The 15,408-nt window shown below is 62.8% G+C and carries 15 protein-coding genes and 4 tRNA genes; 15 read left to right on the forward strand and 4 right to left on the reverse strand.

The features are described 5' to 3' along the window. The first annotated feature begins 3 nt into the window (after window positions 1-3). The 8 genes from B6S08_RS17555 (at window position 4) to B6S08_RS18715 (ending at window position 8,878) form a co-directional block, all read left to right on the forward strand. A complete protein-coding gene (locus B6S08_RS17555) occupies window positions 4-1,443 on the forward strand; it encodes a sensor histidine kinase (protein WP_094202108.1) in 1,440 nt (479 codons plus the stop codon). Further along, entirely contained in the window at window positions 1,436-1,933 is a 498-nt protein-coding gene (locus tag B6S08_RS17560; protein ID WP_094202109.1) for a hypothetical protein, read from the forward strand. The genes B6S08_RS17555 and B6S08_RS17560 overlap by 8 nt, the downstream gene beginning before the upstream one ends. Beyond that, window positions 1,930-3,270, forward strand: a complete 1,341-nt coding sequence (locus tag B6S08_RS17565) for a sigma 54-interacting transcriptional regulator (protein WP_094202110.1) — start codon at window positions 1,930-1,932, stop codon at window positions 3,268-3,270. The genes B6S08_RS17560 and B6S08_RS17565 overlap by 4 nt, the downstream gene beginning before the upstream one ends. A 62-nt stretch (window positions 3,271-3,332) precedes the next feature. Then, window positions 3,333-4,349, forward strand: a complete 1,017-nt coding sequence (msrP, locus tag B6S08_RS17570; RefSeq protein ID WP_094202111.1) for a protein-methionine-sulfoxide reductase catalytic subunit MsrP — start codon at window positions 3,333-3,335, stop codon at window positions 4,347-4,349. Then, the gene (locus B6S08_RS17575) at window positions 4,349-4,945 is read left to right on the forward strand and encodes a protein-methionine-sulfoxide reductase heme-binding subunit MsrQ (RefSeq protein WP_094202112.1); all 597 of its coding nucleotides are present in this window, start codon (window positions 4,349-4,351) and stop codon (window positions 4,943-4,945) included. Before msrP ends, B6S08_RS17575 begins: the two co-directional genes overlap by 1 nt. 306 nt (window positions 4,946-5,251) lie before the next feature. Next, window positions 5,252-5,713, forward strand: coding sequence for a hypothetical protein (locus B6S08_RS17580; protein WP_094202113.1), 462 nt, complete (start codon window positions 5,252-5,254; stop codon window positions 5,711-5,713). Between the two features lie 135 nt (window positions 5,714-5,848). After that, window positions 5,849-7,771, forward strand: a complete 1,923-nt coding sequence (locus tag B6S08_RS17585; protein ID WP_094202114.1) for a DNA topoisomerase III — start codon at window positions 5,849-5,851, stop codon at window positions 7,769-7,771. Between the two features lie 42 nt (window positions 7,772-7,813). Further along, entirely contained in the window at window positions 7,814-8,878 is a 1,065-nt protein-coding gene (locus B6S08_RS18715; protein WP_094202115.1) for a trypsin-like peptidase domain-containing protein, read from the forward strand. Between the two features lie 305 nt (window positions 8,879-9,183). On the opposite strand, the gene B6S08_RS17595 is transcribed toward B6S08_RS18715, so the two are convergent. Genes B6S08_RS17595 through B6S08_RS17605 form a run of 3 tightly spaced genes read right to left on the reverse strand, consistent with a single transcriptional unit; the run spans window position 9,184 to window position 11,053 of the window. Continuing rightward, on the reverse strand, window positions 9,184-10,050 hold the full coding sequence (locus B6S08_RS17595) for a carbon-nitrogen hydrolase family protein (protein WP_094202116.1): 867 nt from the start codon (window positions 10,048-10,050) through the stop codon (window positions 9,184-9,186). After that, window positions 10,047-10,646 carry a GNAT family N-acetyltransferase gene (locus tag B6S08_RS17600; RefSeq protein WP_094202117.1) on the reverse strand — a complete coding sequence of 200 codons (600 nt, stop codon included), beginning with the start codon at window positions 10,644-10,646 and terminating at the stop codon, window positions 10,047-10,049. The genes B6S08_RS17595 and B6S08_RS17600 overlap by 4 nt, the downstream gene beginning before the upstream one ends. Beyond that, window positions 10,643-11,053, reverse strand: coding sequence for a ketosteroid isomerase-related protein (locus B6S08_RS17605; RefSeq protein WP_094202118.1), 411 nt, complete (start codon window positions 11,051-11,053; stop codon window positions 10,643-10,645). Before B6S08_RS17605 ends, B6S08_RS17600 begins: the two co-directional genes overlap by 4 nt. Before the next feature lie 187 nt (window positions 11,054-11,240). Between B6S08_RS17605 and murB the strand changes: the two genes are divergently transcribed. Both murB and birA read left to right on the forward strand, forming a co-directional pair. Beyond that, window positions 11,241-12,269, forward strand: a complete 1,029-nt coding sequence (murB, locus tag B6S08_RS17610; protein ID WP_094202119.1) for a UDP-N-acetylmuramate dehydrogenase — start codon at window positions 11,241-11,243, stop codon at window positions 12,267-12,269. Continuing rightward, window positions 12,257-13,231, forward strand: coding sequence for a bifunctional biotin--[acetyl-CoA-carboxylase] ligase/biotin operon repressor BirA (gene birA, locus B6S08_RS17615; protein ID WP_094202120.1), 975 nt, complete (start codon window positions 12,257-12,259; stop codon window positions 13,229-13,231). Before murB ends, birA begins: the two co-directional genes overlap by 13 nt. A 125-nt stretch (window positions 13,232-13,356) precedes the next feature. Here birA and coaA read toward each other — a convergent pair whose 3' ends face one another. Next, a complete protein-coding gene (coaA, locus tag B6S08_RS17620; protein ID WP_094202121.1) occupies window positions 13,357-14,298 on the reverse strand; it encodes a type I pantothenate kinase in 942 nt (313 codons plus the stop codon). Window positions 14,299-14,527: 229 nt separating this feature from the next. Between coaA and B6S08_RS17625 the strand changes: the two genes are divergently transcribed. The 5 genes from B6S08_RS17625 to B6S08_RS17645 all read left to right on the forward strand — a co-directional run. Next, window positions 14,528-14,603, forward strand: a tRNA-Thr gene (locus B6S08_RS17625). A gap of 10 nt (window positions 14,604-14,613) precedes the next feature. Beyond that, window positions 14,614-14,698 (forward strand) — tRNA-Tyr (locus B6S08_RS17630). Window positions 14,699-14,766: 68 nt separating this feature from the next. Further along, window positions 14,767-14,841 (forward strand) — tRNA-Gly (locus tag B6S08_RS17635). Window positions 14,842-14,843: 2 nt separating this feature from the next. Next, window positions 14,844-14,919: transfer RNA gene (locus tag B6S08_RS17640), tRNA-Thr, on the forward strand. Window positions 14,920-15,017: 98 nt separating this feature from the next. Beyond that, window positions 15,018-15,408, forward strand: a 391-nt coding sequence (locus B6S08_RS17645) for a GTP-binding protein (protein ID WP_211284266.1), incomplete at its 3' end; no start/stop codon positions are given.

Consider the following 15,408-nt stretch of genomic DNA (forward strand, 5'->3'; position numbering starts at 1 on the left):
TTCATGTCAAAAGCGGCCCGCGGCTTTGCCCCCCGCTCATTGTTACGACTGGTGCTGATCGCCTTTATGCTGGTGCTGCTGCCGCTGATCCTGCTGGTCATTCAGAACAGCCGCAGCCTGGAGCGGGTGAACCGACTGGCGGAAGATGGCATGCAGAGTGCGGTGATCGACACCCGCCGAGCCTCGGACATGAACGATCTGGCCCTCGACATGGAACGCACCATTCGCCGCTATGCGGTGCTGGAGGTACCCGAGCTGCGGTTGCAGTACCTGCGGCTGCTGGAGCGCTATCGCATGGAAATGGAACCCCTGCTGAACGTGGTGGATGCGGGTGAACTCGATGCCTCGTTGCGCCGCCAACTGGTGGAGCTGGTGGATCTGGCCCAGGCCGGCGGCGCCGAGATACGTCAGCGGGTGGCGATTTTTGACGAATTTAACCAGGCTAACGTGGCGCTGGACCGGCTGGCGCGGGAGCAGATCGACGTGCGCGTGGCCCGAGTGCGGGAGCAGGTGGTGCAGGTGCGCCAGCGCATGTGGCTGTTAAGCGGCGCCCTAGGCGGGGCCAGTCTGGTGCTGGCGCTGCTGTTTACCTACCTGATCATTCGCCCGGTCCGCCAGCTGGAGCGACGCATTCTGAGCCTGGGAGACGGCGTTGAGCCCGACGAGCGGCCGATCAGCGGCCCTGCCGAGCTGGTGGCGCTGGGCGAGCGGCTGAGCTGGCTGCACCACCGCCTGCGGGAGCTGGAAGCCCAGAAGCTGCAGTTTTTGCGGCACCTGTCCCACGAGCTGAAAACCCCGCTGGCGAGCCTGCGGGAAGGGGCGGATCTGCTGGCGGAGAAGGTGGCCGGCCCGCTCACCGCCGAGCAGCAGGAAATCTGCGGGCTGCTGGTGGACAACAGCTACCGGCTGCAGGGCCTGATTGAGCAACTGCTCGACTACAACCGTATTCAGCAGGTTCAGGTATACCGCCAGCCGGTGGCGCTCAAGCCGCTGCTGGAGGAAAGCCTGGGCGCCCACCGCCTGGCCCTGGAAAACAAGGGCATTCGCGTCAGCCTGACGCTGGATGACAGCGACCCCCTGGCCGACAATCACCGGCTGCGGCTGGTGCTCGACAACCTGATCTCCAACGCCGTCAATTATGGCGACGCCGGCGGCGAAATCGCCATTCGTGCCGGCGCCGGCGAGGGGGAATATGTGCTGCGGGTGGCCAACACCGGCGGCCCCATTCCAACCGCCGACCGGGAGCGTATTTTTGAACCTTTCGTACAGGGCAGCCAGGAGCGCAAGGGCGTGCTCAAGGGCTCGGGCATCGGCCTGAGCATCGCGCGGGAAGCGGCGGCCAGCATGGGCGGCCGGCTGACCCTGGATTCAACACAACCGGGCTGGGTCTGCTTTGAACTGGGGCTGCCCGAGCTCGGCAATGAAGGACATCACCATGAATAAACTCTGGGCCTGTGGCCTGATGGCGCTGCTGCTGGGCGGCTGCAGCTCGCAAATGTCGTTTCCTTTCGACGACTTCCACCTGCCGACCTCCGCCGCGGCCGCCGACAACACCGAGCTGGTGGAGTGGCTGCAGCTGTCGCACCGCATCATGCAAAGCGGCGAGGCCGAGCGCCAGCAGGAGCTGGCCCGGCTGCAGCAGGGCCAAGTCCCCAATGATCTGGTGCTGGCCCTGTGGCTGAGCCATCCCAAAGCCAACCTGGCCCAGCGGCAGCAGGCCCAGCAGCTGTTCAGTCAGGCTTTGCCCGGCGTCAATACTCACTTGCAGCAGTTTTTCGCCCTGCACCAGGCCTACAATCAGGAATTGATCACCTTTAATCGCGTGGTGACCGACCGGCAGCAGCAGATCAATACCCTGACCCGCAAGCTGCACGAGCTGGCCACCATCGACGAGCAGATTAACGAGCGTCGCTACCAGGAAAACGGACAATGAAGCGCAAGGCCAGAATACTGCTGGTGGACGACGACGCCAGCCTGCTGAAGCTGCTCGGGCTGCGGCTGAAAAGCGAAGGGTTCGAGGTGGCCACCGCCACTTCCGGCGCCGAGGCGCTGGAATGGCTGGAGCGGGAGCGCCCCGATCTGGTGCTGAGCGACCTGCGTATGGACGGCATGGACGGTCTGGCGCTGTTTGATCGCATTCAGCGCCAGCACGTCGGCCTGCCGGTGGTGATCATGACCGCCCACGGCTCCATTACCGATGCGGTGTCTGCCACCCGCTCCGGCGTGTTCGGTTTTCTTACCAAGCCCATCGACAAGGAAGCTCTGCGCCGAACCATTCACGAGGCCCTGGCGGTGTCGCTGCCGGCCTTTGAGGACGACTGGCAGCACGACATGCTGACCCGCAGTCCGGCCATGACCGGGGTGCTGGAGCAGGCCAGGCGCATCGCCCCCCTCGACATCAGCGTGCTGATCACCGGCCCCGCCGGTGCCGGCAAGGAGCTGATGGCGCGGGTGCTGCATCAGGCCAGCCCGCGCCGGGATCATCCCTTTGTGGCGCTCAACTGTGGCTCCCTGCCCGAGCCGCTGCTGGAGTCGGAGCTGTTTGGTCATGTACGCGGTGCCTTTGACGGGGCCGATGCCGACTATGCCGGTGTGTTGCTGACCGCCGCCGGCGGCACCCTGTTGCTGGACGAGGTGGAAGAGTTGCCGGCCCGGCTGCAAAGCCGGCTGCTGCGGGCCCTGGAGCAGCAGGAGGTACGCCCTCGAGGAGGCACCCGCAACATCAAGACCGACGTGCGGGTGCTGTCGGCGTCGAGCCGGGATCTGGTGGCGGCCATGGAGCAGGGGCGCTTTCGGGAAGACCTGTTCTATCGGCTCAACGTGGTCAACCTGGCGCTGCCGGCATTGAAGGAGCGGCCCGAAGATATTCCCCTGCTGGCCCGGCACTTTCTGGAGCAGATTCGCCAGCGCCAGGCTACTCAGGTAACCGGCTTTGCCCCCGAGGCGTTGGCGCTGCTGGCGGCGGCGGCCTGGCCGGGTAATGTGCGCCAGTTGCTCAACCTGGTGGAGCAGGCGGTGGCCATGGCCTCGGCGCCGGTGATCGGCGTACAGCTGATCGAGAGCCTGCTTACCGGCAGCGGCGAGCAGTTTCCCACCTTTAACGAGGCCAGGGCCGAATTTGAACGCATGTATCTCAACAAGGTGCTGCGCATGACCGACGGCAATGTCACTCAGGCCGCGGCCCTGGCCGGGCGCAACCGTTCCGACTTTTACAAGTTGCTCAGTCGCCATGGCATCGAGGCCAGCGTTTTCAAACGTAAGGAAGATTGATGAAAGATTTTGGTCGTAGTGATGCTCTAACAGTATGAAAAAACCCGGTTTCAGGAGATTTCATGCACATCAAGATTCGTAAAAAGTCGGCACTCGCAGAGCATCAGGTTACCCCGGAACATATTTACCTACAGCGTCGCCGCATCATTCAGGGGCTGGGACTGGGCGCGGCGGCCCTCAGCCTGCCCGCTGGCGCCAGCGTGCTGGACCGGCTGCTGGGGAACCAGGAGCCAGAGGTCGTGGCCGGGGGCGGGCAAACGCCGCTGAACTTTGAGCGCCCCGAGGCCTACCAGCCGGCGCTGACCCCCACCGCCGAAAAGGTGGCCACCAGCTACAACAACTTCTATGAGTTCGGTACCGACAAGTCGGATCCGGTGCGCTACGCCCAGGGGCTGAAAACCCGGCCCTGGACCATAGCGATAGACGGTGAAGTGGACAAGCCGCAGACCATAGACGTCTGGGCCTGGCTGGAAAAGCAACGGCTGGAAGAGCGCATCTACCGCCATCGCTGCGTGGAAGCCTGGTCCATGGTCATTCCCTGGATGGGAGTGCCTCTGGCCAGCATCATCAAGGCCGCCGGCCCCACCTCCAGGGCCAAATATGTGGCCTTTGAAACCCTCTATGATCCGGAGCAGATGCGCGGCCAGGCGTCCCGTTATGTGGGGGGCGGCATCGATTATCCCTATGTGGAAGGGTTGCGTATCGACGAGGCCATGAACCCGCTCAGCCTGCTGACGGTGGGCATGTACGGCAAGACCCTGCCCAACCAGAACGGCGCCCCGGTGCGGCTGGTGGTGCCCTGGAAATACGGCTTCAAGGGCATCAAGTCCATTGTGCGCATCAGCCTGACCGAGCATCAGCCCCCCTGCACCTGGAACCTGCTGGCCTCTTACGAGTACGGCTTCTACGCCAACGTCAACCCCAATGTGGATCACCCGCGCTGGAGTCAGGCCAGCGAACGGGTGATTGGCGAGGGCGGCCTGTTCGGCAGCCAGCGCCAGCCCACGCTGATGTTCAACGGTTACGAGGAAGAGGTGGCCTCGCTCTACGCCGGCATGGATCTGAGGAAGTTTTACTGATGCGGCTCGACGCGCCCCGCCTGAGCCGGCTGCGGTGGCTGGTGCACGGGCTGGCCGTGCTGCCGCTGCTGTGGCTGCCCTGGGGCTTTGCCGCCGGTCACTTCAGCGCCGACCCCGTGCCCGAGTTGCTGCACTATCTCGGCATCTGGGCATTGCGTCTGTTGCTGCTGACCCTGTGTATTTCCCCCCTGGCCAAACGCTTGCGACTCGGGCCCCTGGTGCGACTGCGCCGGGCGGTGGGACTCTGGTGTTTTGCCTATGCCAGCCTGCACCTGCTGGCCTGGGTGCTGCTGGATCTGCAACTGGCCTGGGGCCTGATTGGCGAAGAAATTGTCAAGCGGGGCTTTATTACCCTTGGCATGGCGTCATGGCTGGTGTTACTGCTGCTGGCCATCACCTCCACCCAAGGATGGCAGCGCCGCCTGGGGCGACGCTGGCAAAAACTGCATAACTGGATTTACCCGGCGGTTCTGGTGGTGTGTGTGCACTTCTGGTGGTCGGTGAAGTCGGGCTGGATTGAGCCCCTTGTCTACCTGCTGGCCGCGTTGTTTCTCTTGTCGCTGCGTCGGGACAAACTGGCTCGGCTGCGGCGGTGATGCCGCTTCGGTTTTTGGTGCTATCGGGTTTTCGGCTACCGTCTGAACGGATCGGCTGGTCAGGCTGCGGCGGTGATGCCGCTTCGGTTTTTGGTGTTATCAGGTTTTCCGCTACCGTCTGAATGGGTCGGCTGTTCAGGTTGCGGCGGTGAAGCCGCTTCGGTTTTTGGTGCTATCGGGTTTTCGGCTACCGTCTGAACGGGTCGGCTGTTCAGGTTGCGGCGGTGAAGCCGCTTCGGTTTTTGGTGTTATCAGGTTTTCCGCTACACTGGCGGCTGTTTATGTTCAGCCGCCATGGAGTAACCGATGGACGATCAACTGTGGGCCCTGTGTTTTCTCGATGAGGGAATCGCGCTGTCCATCATCAGCCGCAAGGAAACCCGCTGCCAGTGGCTGGCCGGTGAAGACCAGGCCAGGGAATTCATCCTCACCGACTACCTGCAACACGTGGCCGAGCTGGGTGAGCTGGATCCGGATCAGCATATTGCCGCCCGGGAGCGCTTTGAACTGCTGATGGAGCAGTTTCCCGATCCCCAGGTGCTCACCGAATATCTCAACGATCTTACCACCGGTCTAACCCGCATCGTCTGGTTTGGTCCGCTCGCGGCTCTGGCCGAGGACTACTCCGACTTCGCCCTGGCCCTGCGAGCCCACTACTGGGACGAATACGGCGAAGGTGACGAAGACCCGGTCACGCCGGTGCCCGAAGTCGACTGGCCCTATCTGGTGGAAGCCATGGACGATTTTCTGCTTAACGAGGATTACTGAGCCTGATGCTGTTCTTTTTCGAGCGATGAAAATGCTCAAAGGAGGGCTGGTGCCGATCGCCACAGGGAAGTGCTTGCAGCGTGTCGGTGGAGTACTCGCTCTGTCCGCCCATCACTTTGCCAGCCGACGATCCTCATGATTCTTTATATCGCTGAAAAACCCAGCCTGGCCCGGGCCATGGCCGAGGTGTTGCCAAAGCCCCAGCAAAAGGGCGACGGCTTTATTCGCCTGGCCAACGGCGATGTGGTGACTTGGTGTATCGGCCACCTGTTGGAGCAGGCCGAGCCCGACGCCTATGATCCCGCTTTCAAGCAGTGGCGGCGTGAGCACCTGCCGATTATTCCCGACGACTGGAAGCTGGTGCCCAAGCCCAAAACCAAAAAGCAGCTGGCGGTGGTCAAAAAGTTGCTCAAGGAGGCCGACGCCATAGTGCATGCCGGCGACCCGGACCGGGAAGGCCAGTTGCTGGTGGATGAGGTGATCAGCTACTGCAAGGTCTCCGCCGCCAAGCGGGAAGGGGTGCAGCGCTGCCTTATCAGCGATCTCAATCCGGCGGCGGTAAAAAAATCCCTGGCCGCACTCAAACCCAACACCGATTTCGTGCCGCTGTCGGTCTCCGCCCTGGCCCGCTCCCGGGCCGACTGGTTGTACGGCATCAACATGACCCGGCTTTGCACCCTGGCCGGTCGCAGCATGGGCTACAACGGCGTGCTCTCGGTGGGGCGGGTACAGACCCCGGTGCTGGGGCTGGTCGTGCGCAGAGACCGGGACATCGCCGACTTTCAGCCCAAGCCCTTTTATGAGGTGCAGGCGCTGCTGCACACCGAGGGCGACGAGCAGTTTCGTGCCAAGTGGCAACCCAGTGAGGCCTGCCAGCCCTGGCAGGACGAAGAGGGTCGAGTGCTGTCCCGAGCCCTGGCGGAAAACGTCATTCGCCGCATTACCGACCAACCCGGCCGAGTGCTGGCCGCCGACAGCAAGCGCCAGCGCATCGCGCCGCCGCTGCCCTACAACCTATCGGCGCTGCAGATTGATGCCGCCCGCCGCTTTGGCCTCAGCGCCAAGCGGGTGCTGGACCTGTGTCAGGGCCTGTACGAGCGGCACAAGCTCATCACCTATCCCCGCTCCGACAACCGCTACCTGCCCGCCGAGCACTTCGCCCAGGGACCCTCGGTACTCGCGGCCATTGCCGCCGTCTGCCCGGCACTGGCGTCGGCCACGGCCCAGGCCGACACCGGCATACGGGGCCGGGCCTGGAACGACGGCAAGGTGGAAGCCCATCACGCCATTATTCCCACCACTCGCAAAACCGATGGTAGCCGGCTGTCGGAAGACGAGCGCCGCATCTACGAGCTGGTGGCCCGTCAGTACACCGCCCAGTTCTACCCGCACCAGGAGCTGGATGAAAAGAAGGTGGAGGTGGAGGTCGCCGGCGGCCGCTTTCTGGCCAAGGCCCGGCAGCAGCGAGTGGCGGGCTGGAAGGCGTTGTTTGCCCAGGGCAGGGAGGAACAACAGGACGACGATGAGTTGCAGTCGCACCTGCCGGCGTTAAAGGCGGGCGACAAGGTGCACTGCCTGCGCGGCGAGTTGCAGGAAAAACAGACGCAGGCCCCTCGGCCTTTTACCGATGCCACCCTGCTCTCGGCCATGACCCATATCGCCCGCTATGTGACCGACGCCGGGCTGAAAAAGATCCTGCGTGACACCGACGGCCTGGGCACCGAGGCCACGCGGGCGGGCATTATCGAGTTGCTGTTCAGCCGGGGTTTTCTCGAGCGTCGAGGCCGGCAGATCCATGCCACCGAAGCGGGCAGCCGGCTGATAGACAGCCTGCCCGAGTCTGCCACCACCCCCGATATGACGGCCCGCTGGGAAGCGGTGCTTGATGCCATTAGCCGCAAGCAGGCGGGCTACCGCCAGTTTATGGAGGAACTGCAGGGCCAGCTGCCGGCACTGATCGACAGCCTGCGGCCCGAATCCTTTCGCGGCCTGCAGGGCGGCAAGCCGCCGCGTCCGCGCAGGGCCGCGATTAAGGGCCGACGCCGGGCCAAGGCCTGAGTGAGCTATGCTTAGGCTTTCTCCCTTCAGCGGAAAGCTTGCATGAAATCCCGCCTGTTTTTTCCGTTATTCGCGTTGTTGCTGGCCGGTTGTGGCATGAGTGCCGGTGAGCAACAGCAGGCCGGCTATGCCGCTCGGCTGGCAGGTGATGATGCCGCCGCCTTTACCCATTACCGGCAGGCCGCCGCCAGTGCCGATCAGCCCGAGGCCCGCTACCGGCTGGCGCAGCTGTATCTGCAAGGCCGGGGCACGGCGCCAAATACCACCGAAGCCATTCGCTGGCTGGAGCGGCTGAGCGACAGCGAGGATGCCCGCTGGCAGGCTCGGGGGCATCGGCTGCTGGGAGAAATTTATGCCGGCGGTCACGATCCCACGGTCAGGGATCGTGATCGGGCCGCGCGGCACTTTGCCGCCTGTGCCCGGTTGGGGGATGACGACTGCGTGCGCGAGCAGGCGCTGCTGACACCGCCGCGGCTACAACTGGTGTCGAATACGGGTCAGGCCCAAACGGCCGCCGCCCTCTATGATGAGCGGGGCGCGGCGGTATACAAGGTGGTGGTCTATGAACAGCTGGGGGCGGGGCTGGAGCCCCTGAGCCTGGGCTCGGCGGTGGCCATAGATCCCTACCGGGCGGTAACCAGTTACCATCAGGTGGCCGCCGGCGGTGTGCCGGTGACCCTGGCCCGGCAGGATGGCCAGCCGGTACGTGAAGCCGACATTCTGGTATGGCGGGTGCTGTATACGGATCCGGTGCGGGATCTGGCACTGCTGACCCTGCAAGACGGCGGCCGGCTCGATTACACCAGCCGTGCACGTTCGGTGGAGCGGCTGCAGGTGGGGGAAAAGGTGTTTGCCATCGGCGCTCCGGCCGGGCTCGACAAAACCCTGACCGAAGGCATTGTCTCCGCCCGGCGCAGCGAAAACGGCGTGCGTATTATTCAGACCACGGCCCCCATCAGCTACGGCTCGTCCGGGGGCGGCCTGTTTGATGAAGGCGGCAATCTGGTGGGCATTACTACCAAGGGCGTGTCTGCCTGGGGCAACTTCAACTTCGCCGTGGCCGCCGACGAAATCCAGGCCTTTCTAGCGGAAAGTGCCGCTCAGTAATGTACAGGTGTCGCCTGCCAGGCCGTGCATGCCCGTCGGCTAAAGGGACCGTTTCACGACACGCTTCATTCAAGGCCACTCACTAAAAAGCCAGCTGCGAACATATTCAATTTCTGCCAGGCAATTTACTTCATCACGGCGGGCAAACCGCCCCTGGACGCTCGGCAACTGCATCTGACCGCCAGGGATGGCGGAAATGCCGAAAATGCAGGAGCAACTTTTCGGCCATGGCATTTGATCGGTCTTGAAATGGCTCCCTTTGACCTCCTTGGATTGCCCTTGGCGGTGCTGCTAAATCTGAGCGCTTAGAAGCGGTGCTGGCCGTTCCAGTCTTCATGGTTAAAGACCTGCCCCTGCGCGCGGACGGTTTCCAGCGCATCCAGATCCAGCTCCGCCACCACCCAGCCGGGCCGGTTGAGTTCACCCTGCACCAGAATGCCGTCGTCGGGATAGCCGTAGTCCACCGGGGTGTAAATGGCGGCGCGGCCGGTGTTCACATCCACCGCTTCCGACCAGGGCGCTTCACCTATGGTGGGTGACTGGGCCACGAAACACTGGTTTTCCAGCGCCCGGGCCTGGCTGCCGATGCGTACCCGGTTAAATCCCGCTTCGGTGTCGGTACAGCTGGGCACCAGGATGAGTCGGGCGCCGGCTTCCACCTGGCGACGTACGATCAACGGAAACTCGCTGTCGTAGCACACCGCCACGCCCACCTTGCCAAAGGCGGTGTCGAGCACTTTGATGGTGTCCCCGGCGCCAATGTGCCACTGCTCCTTTTCAAAGCGGGTCATCTGCAGCTTGTCCTGCCAGTCGTGGCTGCCGTCGGGGCGAAACAGGTGGGCCCGGTTGACAAAGCGGCCATCGTCGAGGCGCACCGGAATGGTGCCCGCCAGAATATGCAGGTCGTGCTGCTTGGCCCGGCCGGAAAAGTAAGCGATAAAGTCCGGCAGCAGGCTCTGCATGGCGTCGAGCTGGGCGCTCAGGGAGCGGTAGACGGTTTCGTCAAACAGCGAGGCCAGCTCCATGGAAAAATATTCCGGCAGCAGCACAAAGTTGGCATCTTGCGCCAGGGCGTCGGCCAGCAGCCGGTCCAGCTTGTGCTCAAAGGCCTGCCAGTTGCCGAGAAAGTCGATGGAATACTGGGCGCAGGCCAGCACCAGGGGCTGAGTCACTGTGATGCCTCCAGGGATTTCAGGTAAAACTGCATGGGTTTGTCGGTTTCCTCGTCCCGATCTCTGTCTTTCCAGCCAAAGCGGGTCACCAGGCCGGGGGCGGGGTGATAGCCGAAGCGGGCCCAGATCTCGGTGAGCGGCCGGTAACCGGCGGGCTTCAGCGGGTGATGATCCGGGCGCACCACGGCGCAGAAGGCGGCGGTATCAAAGCCCAGCTTGCCGGCATGGGCTTCGCGTCCGTCAAAAAAGGCCCGGTACAGGCCCCGGCCTCGGTAGTCGGACAGCAACACCGACTCGGCGCAGTAAAAAATGCGTTCGGCATTCAGGCCGGCGGCGGCAAAGGGGGCCTTAAACTCGTCCACTTCCCGGGCCAGGGGCAGGCCGGTAGAGGCACCCACCACCAGGTCACCGTCCAGCGCCAGCACACAAACGCTGTGCTCGCACCGGGTGTAGGTGGAGAGGTAGTGTTGCTCGTACTCCAGGTTGCCGTCATAGAGATAGGGAAACTCCCGAAACACGCGAATGCGCAGTTCGGCCAGCTCTGTCAGCCAGGACGTCAGGTCCTGACCGGTAACGGTGTGAAGGCGCAGGCTCACCGGCTGACCTGGGCAATCCAGTCGTTCAGGTTGTAGTGATTGCTGATGCGCGCCACCTTGTTGTCCCGAATCTCGAAAAAGGCGCCGGCGGGCAGGCGGTAGCGCTGACCGGCTGCCTGAGGCAGGCCCTCGTCGGTGCTGAGGTATTCGCCCAGCACCACGAACTCGGCGGCGGCGCGGTCGCCGGCCTCGTTGACCATGATCACCATGTCTACCAGCTGCTCGCGGTAGTGCTGGTTCATCCGCTCCATAAAGGCGGCAAAGGCGGCGCGACCGGTTTCGCGCTCACCCTGGTTGATGTCGTGCACCACGTCGTCGGTCAGCAGACCGAGAAAGGTGTCCATGTCGCCCTGGTTAAAGGCGTTGTAGTAGTGTTGGATCAGTTGTTCACTGCGGGCTTGACTCATGGGGTTAACTCCTGGTGCATTGGGTCTTCGATTTCAGGGGAAACGCCGGTGTGAATCAAGAGGATGACCGCGGCTTGCGCGGTAAATCACTTTTTCTGCTGAGCAATAACGCCGCTCCTGCGTGGCCGGTTAACCCCGCCGGCGTCTTGGGGTACACTGCACCGGCATTTTTTCAGGACTCAACACCATGCCCAGCGACGCCCATTCCCTTCTTTCCTATAACACCTTCGGCCTGCCGCAGCTGGCCGATGAGGTGGTGATTCTGCAGCACCGCAGCCAGCTGGCGGAACTCGCTCGGCACGCCGGCCCCCGGCTGGTGGTGGGTGAGGGCTCCAACCTGCTGCTGACCACTCCCTTTAAGGGACAGGTGGTGGTAAACCGGCTGTCGGGCATAGAGATCACCGAAACCGACGACGCCTGGCGGCTCAAGGTGGAAGGGGGCGAAAATTGGCACCGGCTGGTGTGTTATTGCCTGGAGCGGGGCATGCCGGGCCTGGAAAACCTGGCATTGATTCCGGGCACCGCCGGGGCCGCGCCCATTCAGAACATCGGCGCCTATGGGGTGGAGTTGTCCCGCTTCTGCGAGCAAGTGGAAAGCCTGGACTGGGACAGCGGCGAAACCCGCGTCTGGTCGGCGGCGGAATGTGCCTTTGGCTACCGCGACAGCGTGTTCAAGCATCGGGCCCGAAATCACCTGATCCTGTCCATTACCCTGCGCCTGCCCAAGGCCTGGCGGCCGGTGCTGGGTTATGGCCCGCTGGCGGCGCTGGGCGATGGCGTTACGGCGCAGCAAGTGTTTGAGCAGGTCTGTGCCACGCGCCGGGCCAAGCTGCCGGATCCCGCCGAGATCGGCAATGCCGGCAGTTTTTTCAAGAATCCCAAGGTCAGCCAGGCCCAGGCCGAAGCCCTGCAGCTGGCCTGGCCGGAGCTGCCGGTGTACCCGGCAGAAGGCGGGCTGGTCAAGCTGGCCGCCGGCTGGCTGATCGACAAGGCCGGCCTCAAGGGCGCCAGTGTAGGCGGTGCCGCCGTACACCAGCAGCAGGCCCTGGTGCTGGTTAACCGCGGCGGAGCCAGTGCCGAGGACGTGCTGCGGCTGGCCGCCCTGGTGCGGGAACGGGTGGCCCAGCAGTTTGGTGTGATGCTGGAGCCGGAAGTGCGCATGATAGGCCCCGAGGGAGAGACTCATCTGGACGAGGCGCTGTCATGGCTGAACTGACCCCCCTGCGCGAACAACTGCTGCGTTGCCTGGCCGATGGCCAGTTCCACTCCGGCGAGCAATTGGGCGATGCCCTGAGCGTCAGCCGGGCGGCGGTGAGCAAGCATGTACAGGCGCTGAAAAGCCTGGGACTGGATATTTACAGTGTCAGCGGCAAGGGTTACCGGCTGGCGGTGCCCTTGCAACTGCTCGATGCCGAACGGTTGACCCAGGCCCTGGCGCCGGCCCGCGTGGAAGTGGTGCCGGTGATCGGCTCCACCAACCAGCACTGGCTGGAACGGGTGGAGCGGCTTAACAAGGGGGATCTGTGCCTGGCGGAATGCCAGACCTCGGGCCGAGGGCGGCGAGGGCGCACCTGGATCTCGCCCTTTGGCGGCCAGCTGGTGATGAGCATGTACTGGCGGCTGGAGCAGGGCATGGCGGCAGCCATGGGTCTCAGCCTGGTGGTGGGCATTGCCGTGGTGGAAGCGCTGGAAAGCGCCGGCTTTGGCGGCGTGGCGCTGAAATGGCCCAACGACCTGTACCTGAACGGTCGCAAGCTGGCGGGCATTCTGGTGGAGATGTCGGGCACCGCCGGCGGTCCCTGCCACCTGGTGATCGGCATGGGCCTCAACCTGGTGCTACCGGCCCCGGAGCAGGACAAGATCACCCAACCCTGGGCCGAACTGGTGGAGCTGGGGGAGATCACCGATCGCAATGCCCTGGTGATCGCCCTGGCCAGGGGACTGCGGCAGGCGCTGGTGCGCTTTGAGCAGGAGGGCATCGCCGGTTTTCGCGAGCGCTGGAACCGGCTCGATCATTTCAACGGCAAACCGGTGCGGGTATTGATGGGCGAACAGGAAATACACGGCACCGCCCGGGGCATCGACGAGCAGGGAGCACTGCTGCTGGAGCTGGAAAACGGTGAACTCAAACGCTATTTGGGCGGGGAGATATCGCTGCGCGGCAACGGCGGGGAATAGAGAGCGAGTAGGTTGGAATGAGCGCAGCGAATTCCAACATTGTAGCTGCCGGCGCTGGTGTTGCGATTCGCTTCGCTTCGCTCATCGGCAACCTACGGCTCAGTCCCGATTCCCCAATCCCTGTATTATTTTTTCAGGCGTATCTGTTCTATCTGGTGATCCTGGCCCTTGGTCAGGATCAGCTCGGCCCGGTCCCGAGTGGGCAGTATGTTCTGTTTCAGGTTCTTGTAGTTGATTTCCTGCCAGATGCGGCTGGCGGTGGCTACCGCTTCTTCCTCGCTCAGGCGGGCATAGTGATGAAAGTAGGAGTCGGGGTTTGAAAACGCCCCCGAGCGCAGCTTGAGAAAGCGCTCCACATACCAGGTTTTCAGCAGCCGCTCGTCGGCGTCCACGTACACTGAGAAATCCACGAAGTCCGACACGAACACGCGATGGGGGTCATGGGGATAGTCCATGCCGCTCTGCAACACGTTCAGCCCCTCGATAATGACGATGTCTGCCTGCTCCACCGCCACCTCCTGCTCGGGCACGATGTCGTAGGTGAGGTGGGAATACACCGGTGCCCGCACGTCCTGTTTGCCCGACTTGATGTCGGACACGAATTGCACCAGGCGGCGCATGTCATAGGACTGGGGAAAGCCCTTCTTTTTCATCAGGCCCCGTCGTTCCAGCTCGGCATTGGGGTAAAGAAAGCCGTCGGTGGTCACCAGGGTTACCCGCGGGTGTTGAGGCCAGCGCTCCAGCAGCGCCTGCAGAATACGCGCCGTGGTACTTTTACCCACCGCCACCGATCCGGCAATGCTGATCACATAGGGCACATGATGCGGGTCATTGCCGAGAAACTGATCCAGCACTCGACTGCGCCGCTGCTTGGCCTTGACATAAAGGTTGAGCAGGCGGGACAGGGGCAGGTAGATGTCCCTTACCTCGGCCAGGGAAACCCGATCGTTCATGCTGCGCAGACGTGCCAGCTCGTCTTCGCTCAGCGGCAATTGCACGGCCTCGCGCAGCTCCGACCAGGTGTGACGGGAAAAGGCCAGGTAGGGGGAATGGGTGTCTGTCTTCATCAAGGGTGTCCTGTGAGTCGCCGACTGACCATACACCAAAGCCAACCTGTTCAACAAGGTAATGGCGGCTCCACCATGGGGTGTAACGTGAGCCGGCTCCCATCCGTTTGCCTCCTTGTCATGATGTGACTGGTGTTTTTTTGCCCGCTCGGTTCGCCGAAGTAAAAAACTTGGCTCAAGGGTGTTGCATCCGGGGCCGGCCTTGCCATAGAATTCGTCCCGCTCGTGTGCCGGCATAGCTCAGTTGGTAGAGCAACTGACTTGTAATCAGTAGGTCGAGGGTTCGACTCCTTCTGCCGGCACCATTTAAAATCTGGAGGGGTTCCCGAGTGGCCAAAGGGATCAGACTGTAAATCTGACGGCTCCGCCTTCGCTGGTTCGAATCCAGCTCCCTCCACCAGTTTCCAGTGTTCGTTCTTCGACGGGCATTGAAAAAAGCGGTTTGAGGTCGTTCAAGTAAAGACCACCGCGGGCATCGTATAATGGCTATTACCTCAGCCTTCCAAGCTGATGATGCGGGTTCGATTCCCGCTGCCCGCTCCAGTGCTGATATAGCTCAGATGGTAGAGCGCACCCTTGGTAAGGGTGAGGTCCCCAGTTCGATTCTGGGTATCAGCACCACTTCTTTACTCAGGCACCCTCAAGCCTTTTTTGTTATATACTTCCTACTTGCGATTCGCGTGGTATAGCTCACCACCCAACCAGTTAGAGGGACGAGCATGTCTAAAGAAAAATTTGAACGTACGAAACCGCACGTTAACGTTGGCACCATCGGCCACGTTGACCACGGTAAAACGACTCTGACCGCTGCCATTACCAACGTCCTGGCCAAGCAGTTCGGTGGTGCCGCCCGCGCATTTGATCAGATCGACAACGCTCCGGAAGAAAAGGCCCGTGGTATCACCATCGCCGCTTCCCACGTTGAGTACGACACCGAAACCCGTCACTACGCTCACGTTGACTGCCCCGGCCACGCCGACTATGTGAAAAACATGATCACCGGTGCTGCCCAGATGGACGGCGCGATCCTGGTAGTTGCCGCCACCGACGGCCCCATGCCGCAAACCCGTGAGCACATCCTGCTGGCCCGCCAGGTAGGCGTACCTTACA

Source organism: Oceanimonas doudoroffii (genome assembly GCF_002242685.1).
In the GTDB taxonomy this organism is placed as follows: domain Bacteria; phylum Pseudomonadota; class Gammaproteobacteria; order Enterobacterales; family Aeromonadaceae; genus Oceanimonas; species Oceanimonas doudoroffii.